Below are 11,259 nucleotides of genomic sequence, written 5' to 3'. Positions count from 1 at the left end.
CGTGAGGCCACTGGACACGTTATATGGCGAATAAATTAGTTGCTGATCGACCTGTTTAACGGCCGACGAAACCCCACGTAACGACATCACTTCACTGAACCTGCTTAAACAATCAGACGACCATCAAAGTTACTTGCAGCACTGTCATCAGTGCTGCAATCCGGCGAACCGCTAACGCAACTTCAATTGATTCATTCAAGGGCGCAATTGCAATAAAGCGGCAGCCATCGCGTTATCAAAACGCTGGATCACTTGCTGGCATTGTTCATCGTCGATAATCAATGGCGGCAACAAGCGGATGACATTGCCCTTACGCCCGCCGCGTTCCAGCAACAGGCCTTGTTTGAAGCACTGTTGCTGGATGGCCACGGCCAACGCCGGATCCATCGGGAAATGTCCGTGACGATCCGCCGGCTGGCGCTCGTCGACGATCTCGACGCCCAACATCAGGCCGCGACCGCGCACCTGGCCAAGGGCCGGGTAATGCGCCTGCAACTCGACCAGTCGGTCCTTGAGCCACTGGCCACGGCGCTCGGCCTGGGCGGCGAGGTTTTGCTGTTGCAGCACCTGCAACGTGGCCAGCCCGGCGGCCATGGCCATCTGGTTGCCGCGGAAAGTCCCGGCGTGATTGCCTGGCTCCCACGCGTCGAATTCACGACGGATGCCCAGCACTGCCATGGGCAAACCACCACCGACCGCTTTGGACATGACGATCAGGTCCGGCTCGATGTCGGCGTGTTCGAAGGCAAACATCTTGCCGGTGCGGGCGAATCCGGTCTGCACTTCGTCGAGGATCAGCAGGATGCCGTGCTTGCGCGTCACCTCGCGGATCGCCCGCAGCCAGCTCACCGGGGCACTGTTGACCCCGCCCTCACCCTGCACTGCTTCAAGGATTACCGCCGCCGGTAGGGACACGCCGCTTTCGACGTCTTCGATGAACTGGGTGAAATAGTGGGTCAAGGCCTCGACCCCGGCCTCACCGCCAATGCCCAGCGGGCAACGGTATTCGTGGGGGTACGGCATGAACTGCACCCCGGGCATCAGGCTGGCGATGGCATTTTTCGGCGCGGTGTTGCCGGTCAGGGCCAGGGCGCCGTGGGTCATGCCATGGTAGGCCCCGGAGAAACTGATGATGTTGTTGCGCCCGGTGTAGGTCTTGGCCAGCTTCAGCGCGGCCTCCACCGCATCCGCCCCGGACGGCCCGCAAAATTGCAGGCAGTAATCACGGCCCTGGTTCGGCAACAGGCTGAGCAAGGTTTCGCTGAAGGCGTCCTTGACCGCGGTAGTCAGGTCCAAGGTGTGCATCGGCAGGCCTGAAGCGAGGAAGCTGTCGAGGCTGGCCATGACGGCCGGATGATTGTGCCCCAAGGCCAAAGTACCTGCGCCAGCCAGGCAGTCGAGGTAAGTATTGCCCTCGACATCGGTCACCCAGAGCCCGTGCGCCTTGGCGATGGCCAGCGGCAACTTGCGTGGATAACTGCGTACATTAGATTCGAACTTGCTTTGTCGAGCCAGATAGTCGGCATTGGTTTTTTGCAAAGGACTAGAGTGCAATACGCCATCATTCAACATCGCTTCACCCTCGTTAAATTCGATATGAAACTTATTCTCATTAACAAGTTGTTGCAACTAATTCTTACAACCTATTTGGAGATTTACATATAGCGATTTTAACTACTTTAAAAACCATCAGACACGCAAAAAACCAAGTTAATAAACCTGGTATGAACTTCTGGAGTGCCATGATCTAGCCATGATCTTTTAATGCAACTGACAACTTCGGTATAGGCTACCGACAGATAGCGACTTATACGCAAGTGTCTTGAATGTTCATTAACTGATGGGGTGCATATGTCCTTCCTCTATACGAATCAGGTCATGGTCCAACGATGGCGCCCCGATCCCTGGGGCGCATGACACGGGTGGATCAGAAGTCGACAGTCGCCGAAAGGAGGTAGGTGCGCGGGGTCGACAGTGTCAAACCAGGCTCACTGTCATCCGAGGCCCCGGCCGAACTCCAGTAGCGCTTGTCCGCCACGTTCTCGACATTGGCACGCAGGGTGATGTTCTTTTCCTCGACCTTGAACGCGTAGCGTGCGCCCACGTCGAAACGCTCCCAGGAGTCAATTTCCTTGTTGTTGGACTGGTCCAGGTACTGCGAGCTGGAATAAATGCCGCGACTGGTCAGAGTCAGGCCCTGTACGGTCGGCACATCCCACTCGGCGCCCAGGTTGACGTTGTATTTCGGTGTGGCCGGCGCCCGGTTGCCGTCGAAGGCGCCATTGGTGGTGTTACTCAACTCGCTGTCGATGTACATGACACCGCCGAGCAGACGGAAACCATCGAGCGGTTCACCGAACACACTCAGTTCCACACCCGTGTTCTCACGCTTGCCGTTCGGGCCGAAGACGCGCGTCGTGGCGTTGGTCTCGTAGGCCGGCTGCTTGATCCGGAACACGGCGGCGGTGACGGCGAACGCACCGGCGTCATACTTGGCACCGACTTCGACCTGGCGGCTGATGAACGGCGGGAAGATCTCGTCCTCGTTCACCGAGGTCGACGGTGCGATCTTGCCCTGGCTCAGGCCTTCCATGTAGTTGGCATACAGCGACAGCTTATCGGTTGCCTTGAACAGGATGCCGCCCGACGGCGAAACCTTTTCCTCGTCGTAGGCGGTGTCGCCTCTGACGTTATCGGTCCAGTCGTCAACCTTCACGCGCTGCCAGCGGGCGCCGAGGGTCAGCAGCAGCCGGTCATCGAAGAAACCCAGGGTGTCGGACAAAGCCACGCCGGTGGAGCGGTTCTCGGTATAGACCTCCGAATCCTGTCGCGTGGGTCTGACAGGCGTTGGTGTTTCAACGGGGTTATAAATGTTGCTGTTGGCCGCAGCATAACGGGCGCCGCCATTTTCGAAGTCCATGTAGTAATAGCTGGCGGCCAGGTTGACTTCATGGCTTACCGGGCCGGTATGGAACCAGTTGCGCACTCCCGCCGTGGCCGTCCGGACATTTTCGTCACGGGTGAAGTCACGCGGTTGAACGCTGAAATTGCCAGCGTTGTTGGTGACCGAAACGGCATGTCGGAGGAAGTCATGGTTACTTTTGCGCGCGCCCACACCGCCGTACAGCATGACGGAATCGTTGACATCGAATTCAGCGTTCACCGTGCCGAAGGTGTCGTTGGTACTCGCCTTGCTCCAGGGCTGCGCATAGTTGCGGCGAATATCGCTGGCATGCGGAACCTGCGCATTTGGGCCGACCTGTACGCGTTCCTGCGGGGCGTCGGTATCACGCTCGGTGCGCCCGATGTCCGTCGAGAGTCGCAGGCGTTCACCGCGAAAATCCAGGCCCAGCACGGCCATCTCGCGGTCGACATTCTGGTGATCCCATTCGGTGTCGCCGGACTGCTTCACGCCGTTGAAACGAAGGCCAAACTTATTGTCTTCACCAAAGCGCCGGCCGACATCCACGGCACCACCGACCTGGCTGTCGGAAGCGTACATACCGGTAAACGAAGTGATGGGCTTGTCGGTCGCGCGCTTGGGCACCACGTTGATCCCGCCACCCACGCTGCCCCGCGGCGAGATGCCGTTGATGAGCTGGCTCGGACCTTTGAGGACGTCGACGCGGTCGGCCATCTCCATGTCGATCGTATAGGTCGGCAGGACGCCGTAGAGGCCGTTGTAGGCAACATCACTGTTGAACAGGCTCAACCCTCGAATGGTGAACTGCTCATAGCGCCCACCCGCCGGGTTGGTGGCGCGAACCGAAGGATCGTTGGCGATCAGGTCGCCCAAGGTACGCGCCTGCTGGTTTTTGACCACCTCACTGGTGTAGGTGGTCATGCTGAACGGCGTTTCCATAAAGTCTTTCGAGCCCAGCAAGCCTTGCGACCCGCGGCGCGCGACCTGGCCGCCGGCATACGGATCGCCCTCCACCGGGTCAATGGCACCGAGAATCGAGGTGGCGCCCAGTTGCAGGCTGCTGCCTTCTGGCGCCGGCGTCAGGATGTACGCCTCTTCGCCCACCGGCTGCAGTTGCAGACCGGAACCCTGCAACAGTCGGGCAAAGCCCTCCTCGACCGCGTATTCGCCGGAAAGTCCAGGGCTGGTGCGACTGCCCACCAATGCCGGGTCTACTGACAGATTGACCCCGGCCAGCCCGGCGAAACGGGTCAGCGCTGCACTGAGGCTTCCTGCTGGCACCTGATAACTGCGTCGAGGCGCGTCTTCGGCCCAACCGGCAGTGATGAACAACGGACAGGCACTCAGACTCAGCAACAGACTCAAGTGCAACAACGGGCGCAGCCTGGAAGAACCCAGACGCGTACTGCAGGGCATCACTACGGGCATTGAGAATCTCTCTGATTTCGTTTCACTTACCTTGAATGACAAGCGACGCGAAAAAAGGGGACACACCTCAAACACTATTTTTGCGCGGCAGCAACGTACCCCAGTAGCGGGTCCGCCTATGCACCTCCAGCGGCAGGCTGGCCGCCAGCAACGTCAGAATGCGATCGGTGTCTTCCAGACGGAAACTGCCGGTGACGCGCAGTGATTCGAGCTCCGGCTCCCAGCGCAACAATCCAGGACGATAGGTGCTGAGTTCGCGCAGAAAATCGCCCAGGGGCTGGTTCTGCGCCATCAACACGCCGTCGCGCCAGCCTGGCGCAAGCACATCGAAAGGTTCGACGCGTCCGGCACCCATTGCCTGAAGGCTGACTTGCTGGCCTGCGCGCAACGAAAAGACCGGCCCGCGCAAAGGCTGCAACTGCACCGCGCCTTTAAGCACTGACACCTTGCAACCCGTCTGGCCCTGACGAACGCACACTTCGCTCTGGCTGACGACCACTTGCCCGAAGTGCGTCTGGATCGTCAGCGGCAAGGTCCCGGGCACATTCAGCGCTATTTCGCCTTCCACAAGTGTCAGCCGTCGGTTCTTCAGGTCGATATCGACGGCACTCGCGGTGTTCAATTGCAGCAAGCTGCCATCGGCCAACTGGACTTTTTTGCCCTCCCGGTCGCCGTTCGCAGGTCAGCGCGCCAGACATCCAGAGGTAGCTGCCGGCTGATCAGCCAGGCGGTTGGCACCAGCGCCACTGCCCCCACGGCGCGCTTGAGCACCGTGCGCCGACTCGTCTGCGGCCGATCCAGGCTGGCCATGGCCAGTGCTGACGGCAGGTCGGCAAAGCGTTGGCGCAAGAGTTGGGCTTTCTGCCAGGCCTGTTCGTGACTGGGATGGCTGTCACGCCAGTGCTGCAGATTGGCACGATCGCGCTCGTTGGCAGCGCCTGACTCCATGAGTGCCAGCCATTGAGCGGCAGCCCGAACAACTTGCCGGGCTTCAGCCGAAGGTGCCGAACCGATCACATTTCCACCAGCAGGCAATGTTCATAGGCTTGCGCCATGTAGCGCTTGATCGTCCGCTCCGAGACTTGCAGGCGTTCGGCGATCTCGTGATAACCCAAGCCCTCCAGCTGACTCCAGAGAAACGCCCGTCGCACCGCGGTCGGCAATCCATCGAGCAATTCGTCCAGGGCTTGCAGGGTTTCCAGCAGCAACCAACGTTGCTCGGGAGACGGCACGCAGTCCTCAGGCAGCAGCGCCAGCGCACTGAGGTAGGCCTGCTCCAGGCTGCGGCGCTTATAGAAGTTGGTCAGCAGCCGCTTGCCGACTGTCGCCAGATAGGCGCGGGGTTCTTGCAGGTCAGCGATGTGCTGGGAGCTGGCGAGTAAACGCACGAACGTATCCTGGCCCAAGTCCGCCGCATCATGGCCATTGTTCATGCGTCGCCTCAGCCAGCTTTCGAGCCAGCCACGATGGTCGCGGTACAGGTCGTGGAAGGTTTGCGCCGCCGGCATCGCTGCATCACTCATCTAAAGGAACCCTGCGCGAAGAAATATTTTAAATGCGACTCATTCTAATTAGTGTTGAGACTTCAAACCAAGCGCTTTGTGCGTTTTGCTCCCAGGAAAAACTTGAATACGCAAATGAAAGACAGGTGTTTCTGCCACGCAGCCACCGGTTAATCAGGGCCGAGCGTTATTGAGGGAAATCGTCGAGAGGAGTAAGAATTCGACACACGGCCGCATTTGGCCGGCAGACACGAATGCCCGTGGTTACGGGTCAAACATGAAAAGCCAAATCGCAGGCACAAAAAACCCCGGTCTTTCGACCAGGGTCTTTGCTATCGACTCGAAGCAGCCAGCGGCTTACTTCGTAGCTCCAAGGCGTTCAGTGGGCCTTGAGGCAGATATGGCGCAGCGGACGGGACTCGAACCCGCGACCCCCGGCGTGACAGGCCGGTATTCTAACCGACTGAACTACCGCTGCGTATCGCTTTGGACTTGCGTCCAAGTAACTCGTCTGACTGAAAGCTTCGAGGCTTTCAATCTCGAACCAGAATAAACTCTGACTCGGAAAATATGGCGCAGCGGACGGGACTCGAACCCGCGACCCCCGGCGTGACAGGCCGGTATTCTAACCGACTGAACTACCGCTGCGCGTCGGTGGAGGCTTTTAAAAGCTTCCATCTTGCTTTCGCAAGACTCTCGGAAGTGGTGGGTGATGACGGGATCGAACCGCCGACATTCTGCTTGTAAGGCAGACGCTCTCCCAGCTGAGCTAATCACCCGTTTGCATCTCCGAGGCCGCGAAATTTACGCAGGTACCGAAGCTAAGTCAATAGCAGGATTGAAGTTTTTCGGAAAAAGACAAAATCGTGTCATTCGCAACAGCATCAGCAACAGTCGGACCGCTTTCGCGAGCAAGCTCGCTCCCACGGTGGATTGCGTTTCAATGTGGGAGCGAGCTTGCTCGCGAAGGCGGCGGCACATTCAATACATGTGTGCGCCTATGCGGATCACTCGCTGTAAATCATCTTCTTGGTCATGCCGCCATCGACCACGAACTCCTGGCCCGTGACAAAACCGGCGTTCTTCGACAACAGCCAGGCGACCATCGCCGCCACGTCCTCGACCGTCCCTACCCTGCCCGCCGGATGCTGGGCATGATCGGCCTCGGTCAGAGGTTCGGCACGACGTGCGGAGGGATCTCGCGCATCGATCCAGCCGGGGCTGACCGCATTGACGCGGATTTCCGGCCCGAGGCTGATCGCCAAGGCATGAGTCAGGGCCAACAGGCCGCCCTTGCTCGCCGCATAAGCCTCGGTGTCGGGTTCCGACTGCCCGGCGCGGGTCGAGGCCAGGTTGACGATCGCGCCGCTGTGAGCACGCAGGTACGGCGCACAGTGCTTGGCCAACAGCATCGGCCCACTGAGATTCACCGCCAGCACCCGATTCCAGTACGCCAGATCAAGGCTTTCAAGGGTGATGTTGTGCGGATCGGCAACCGCCGCGTTGCACACCAGCGCATCCAGGCGCCCGAACTGCCCCAGCACTTCGGCGACGCCCAACGCCACCTGCCCTTCGTTCGCGACGTCCATGGCGATGAACCAGGCGTTATCGCCGAGCACCTTCGCCACTTTCGAACCGCGTACTCGATCAAGATCAATCAGCACCACCTGCCAGCCTTCGCTGATCAGCCAGGCCGAGATCCCCAGACCAATGCCCCGCGCAGCACCCGTGACCAGTGCAACGCGGCCGTTGGTGCCAGTGCTTGGCGTGGACAACTCGATCACAAGGCAGCCAACCCGCGCGCCAGATCGGCTTGCAGGTCGGCCACGTCTTCCAGACCGACCGCGATGCGGATCAGGCTGTCACGAATGCCCGCTGCTTCACGCTCTTGCGGAGCCAGACGGCCGTGAGAGGTGGTGCTTGGGTGCGTAATGGTGGTTTTGCTGTCACCCAGGTTGGCTGTGATGGAAATCAGGCGGGTCGCATCGATAAAGCGCCAGGCGCCCTCTTTGCCGCCCTTGACCTCGAAACTCACGACCGCTCCAAAGCCTTTCTGCTGACGCAGGGCCAACGCGTGCTGCGGATGGCTTTTGAGACCGGCGTAATGGACTTTCTCGATGCCTTCCTGCTGCTCCAGCCATTCGGCCAGTTGCTGGGCATTGGCGCAGTGAGCCTTCATGCGCAGGCTCAGCGTTTCCAGGCCCTTGAGGAAGATCCAGGCGTTGAACGGGCTCAGGGTCGGCCCGGCAGTCCGCAGGAAACCGACGACTTCTTTCATCTGTTCGCTGCGACCGGCCACAACACCGCCCATGCAACGGCCCTGGCCGTCGATGAACTTGGTCGCCGAGTGCACGACGATGTCCGCACCCATCTTCAGCGGTTGCTGCAACGCCGGGGTGCAGAAGCAGTTGTCGACCACCAGCATCGCGCCTTTGGCGTGAGCGATTTTCGACAGCTCGGCGATGTCCACCAGTTCAGCCAGCGGGTTGGATGGCGATTCGACGAACAGCAATTTAGTGTTGGCCTTGATCGCCGCATCCCAGCCGGACAAGTCCGCCAGAGGCACGTAATCGACTTCAATGCCAAAGCGTTTGAAGTACTTCTCGAACAGACTGATGGTCGAACCGAATACGCTGCGCGATACCAGCACGTGATCGCCGGCGCTGCACAGGCTCATCACCACCGCCATGATCGCGGCCATGCCGGTCGCCGTGGCCACAGCTTGTTCGGCGCTTTCCAGCGCGGCAATGCGCTCTTCGAACGCACGCACGGTCGGGTTGGTGTAGCGCGAGTAAACGTTACCCGGCACTTCACCGGCAAAACGTGCGGCCGCGTCGGCGGCGGTACGGAATACGTAGCTGGAAGTGAAGAACATCGGATCACCGTGTTCGCCTTCCGGCGTGCGGTGCTGACCGGCGCGAACGGCCAGGGTGTCGAACGCTACGCCTTCGAGATCGCTGTCCAGCCGACCGGCATCCCAATCCTGACTCATGCTGTCACTCCTTGCCTTGCTCGTTTGGTAGATACAAAACCGGCCCCTCAGGGCCGGTAGTTACTCAGTTGTTATACAGATCAATGATCGCACTGACTGCCTGCGTCTTGACCTTGGAGGCATCGTTACGCGCCTGCTCGATCTTGTTCAGGTAAGCCTCGTCGACGTCGCCGGTGACGTACTGGCCGTCGAACACCGCGCAATCGAACTTCTCGATCTTGATCTTGCCGCCACCGACCGCTTCGATCAAGTCAGGCAGGTCCTGATAGATCAACCAGTCAGCGCCGATCAGATCAGCCACGTCCTGGGTCGAACGGTTATGCGCGATCAGCTCGTGAGCGCTCGGCATGTCGATGCCGTAGACGTTCGGGTAACGAACGGCCGGTGCCGCGGAGCAGAAGTAGACGTTTTTGGCGCCGGCTTCGCGAGCCATCTGGATGATCTGCTTGCAAGTGGTGCCGCGAACGATGGAGTCATCCACCAGCATCACGTTTTTGCCGCGGAATTCCAGCTCGATGGCGTTGAGCTTCTGGCGTACGGATTTTTTCCGTGCAGCCTGGCCCGGCATGATGAAGGTCCGGCCGATGTAGCGGTTCTTCACGAAGCCTTCGCGGAACTTGACGCCCAAGTGGTTCGCCAACTCCAGGGCCGCGGTGCGGCTGGTGTCCGGAATCGGGATGACCACGTCGATGTCGTGATCCGGACGCTCGCGCAGAATCTTCTCGGCGAGTTTCTCACCCATGCGCAGGCGTGCTTTATAGACCGAAACGCCGTCGATGATCGAGTCCGGACGCGCCAGATAGACGTGTTCGAAGATGCACGGGGTCAGGGACGGGTTGGTCGCACACTGACGGGTGTGCAGCTTGCCGTCTTCAGTGATGTAGACCGCTTCGCCCGGAGCCAGGTCGCGAATCAGGGTGAAACCGAGTACGTCCAGGGAAACGCTTTCGGAAGCGATCATGTACTCGACGCCTTCGTCGGTGTGACGCTGACCGAAGACGATCGGACGGATGCCGTGCGGGTCGCGGAAACCGACGATGCCGTAACCGGTCACCATCGCCACAACCGCGTAACCACCGACGCAACGGTTATGCACGTCAGTAACAGCCGCGAACACGTCTTCTTCGGTTGGCTGCAACTTGCCGCGCTGGGCCAGTTCGTGAGCGAACACGTTGAGCAGCACTTCCGAATCGGAGTTGGTGTTGACGTGGCGCAGGTCAGATTCGTAAATCTCCTTGGCCAGCTGTTCAACATTGGTCAGGTTACCGTTGTGCGCCAGGGTGATGCCGTAAGGCGAGTTGACGTAAAACGGCTGGGCTTCGGCCGAGGTCGAACTGCCCGCGGTCGGGTAACGCACATGGCCAATACCCATGTGGCCGACCAGGCGCTGCATGTGACGTTGATGGAACACGTCACGCACCAGGCCATTGTCCTTGCGCAGGAATAACCGGCCATCATGGCTGGTCACGATACCGGCAGCGTCCTGGCCGCGGTGCTGGAGGACGGTTAGCGCGTCATACAGCGCCTGATTGACGTTCGACTTACCGACGATACCGACGATGCCACACATGCGACGCAACCCCTACTTAATGGATCTGAACTGAACAACACTTACTGAGGCGTTTTGGCCATCGGCAAGAGGTGTTCCTTGAACGGTATCTCAGCGGGTACGCTGATACCGCTGGCAAGCCACTGACTGCTCCACCCAAGAATCAGGTTTTTAGACCAGTCTGCGACCAATAGAAATTTTGGCACGAGCTGTGACTCTTGCCACCACCCGTCCTGCTGTACCGGCCCCAGGCTCAACAGCCCGACCGCCACGACCACCAGCAACACGCCACGCGCGGCGCCGAAGGCCATGCCGAGAAATCGATCGGTCCCGGACAACCCGGTGACGCGAACCAATTCGCCGATAAGATAATTGATCATTGCGCCTACGATTAACGTGGCGACAAACATGATGGCACAGCCCGTGATCACACGAGCCGACGGCGTTTGGATGTATCCGGCGAGGTACTCGGACAATGAACCACCGAACATCCAGGCGACGACTCCTGCAATGATCCAGGTCACCAGCGATAGTGCTTCTTTGACGAAGCCGCGGCTCAGACTGATCAATGCGGAGATGGCGACGATTGCAACGATCGCCCAATCAACCCAGGTAAATGGCACAGTGCAGCCTACAGACGGATAAGGCGGCGCATTTTAGCAGAGCGCATGGCTATCGGTAAGCTGCGATTGTCAGTGCATTCCAAATCGAGGCGATAGTTTTAGCCCCTATCGAAGCTGCACCCGCCCCTGTAATTGGATGGACTCGCCCAAGCCGAGGCGTCAATGCGCCACGGTGGCAGTCTAATCAGCCAACGACAGCGAGGGCGAGTCCATGAAAAAGCATACTTCGATTGATCAATCCC

At 59.5% G+C, this 11,259-nt stretch carries 7 protein-coding genes, 3 tRNA genes and 1 pseudogene; all 11 read right to left on the bottom strand.

Annotated features, from left to right (window positions below):
• Positions 1-195: 195 nt before the first annotated feature.
• Entirely contained in the window at positions 196-1,572 is a 1,377-nt protein-coding gene (locus WLY71_RS04650; RefSeq protein WP_347802668.1) for a diaminobutyrate--2-oxoglutarate transaminase, read from the bottom strand.
• A 355-nt stretch (positions 1,573-1,927) separates the two neighbouring features.
• Entirely contained in the window at positions 1,928-4,351 is a 2,424-nt protein-coding gene (locus WLY71_RS04645; protein WP_347802667.1) for a TonB-dependent siderophore receptor, read from the bottom strand.
• Between the two features lie 67 nt (positions 4,352-4,418).
• A pseudogene (locus WLY71_RS04640) lies at positions 4,419-5,368 on the bottom strand (FecR domain-containing protein).
• Positions 5,365-5,874 carry a sigma-70 family RNA polymerase sigma factor gene (locus WLY71_RS04635; RefSeq protein ID WP_347802666.1) on the bottom strand — a complete coding sequence of 170 codons (510 nt, stop codon included), beginning with the start codon at positions 5,872-5,874 and terminating at the stop codon, positions 5,365-5,367. The pseudogene WLY71_RS04640 and the gene WLY71_RS04635 overlap by 4 nt, the downstream one beginning before the upstream one ends.
• 380 nt (positions 5,875-6,254) lie before the next feature.
• A tRNA-Asp gene (locus tag WLY71_RS04630) sits at positions 6,255-6,331 on the bottom strand.
• A 93-nt stretch (positions 6,332-6,424) separates the two neighbouring features.
• A tRNA-Asp gene (locus tag WLY71_RS04625) sits at positions 6,425-6,501 on the bottom strand.
• A 55-nt stretch (positions 6,502-6,556) separates the two neighbouring features.
• A tRNA-Val gene (locus WLY71_RS04620) sits at positions 6,557-6,632 on the bottom strand.
• Between the two features lie 228 nt (positions 6,633-6,860).
• Positions 6,861-7,637: an SDR family oxidoreductase gene (locus WLY71_RS04615; protein ID WP_347802665.1), complete on the bottom strand. Its 777-nt coding sequence runs from the start codon at positions 7,635-7,637 to the stop codon at positions 6,861-6,863.
• Positions 7,634-8,845 (bottom strand): O-succinylhomoserine sulfhydrylase, encoded by a 1,212-nt coding sequence (locus tag WLY71_RS04610; RefSeq protein ID WP_056744410.1) that lies wholly within the window; start codon positions 8,843-8,845, stop codon positions 7,634-7,636. Before WLY71_RS04610 ends, WLY71_RS04615 begins: the two co-directional genes overlap by 4 nt.
• A gap of 64 nt (positions 8,846-8,909) precedes the next feature.
• Entirely contained in the window at positions 8,910-10,415 is a 1,506-nt protein-coding gene (purF, locus tag WLY71_RS04605) for an amidophosphoribosyltransferase (protein WP_007905939.1), read from the bottom strand.
• Positions 10,416-10,456: 41 nt separating this feature from the next.
• The gene (locus tag WLY71_RS04600; protein WP_074875247.1) at positions 10,457-11,017 is read right to left on the bottom strand and encodes a CvpA family protein; all 561 of its coding nucleotides are present in this window, start codon (positions 11,015-11,017) and stop codon (positions 10,457-10,459) included.
• Positions 11,018-11,259: the final 242 nt, after the last annotated feature.

Origin of the sequence: Pseudomonas rossensis (assembly GCF_039888995.1) — a bacterium.
Lineage (GTDB): Bacteria > Pseudomonadota > Gammaproteobacteria > Pseudomonadales > Pseudomonadaceae > Aquipseudomonas > Aquipseudomonas rossensis.
The sequence above is the reverse complement of the archived record's forward strand: the minus strand, read 5'-3'. Positions and strand labels throughout refer to the sequence as shown.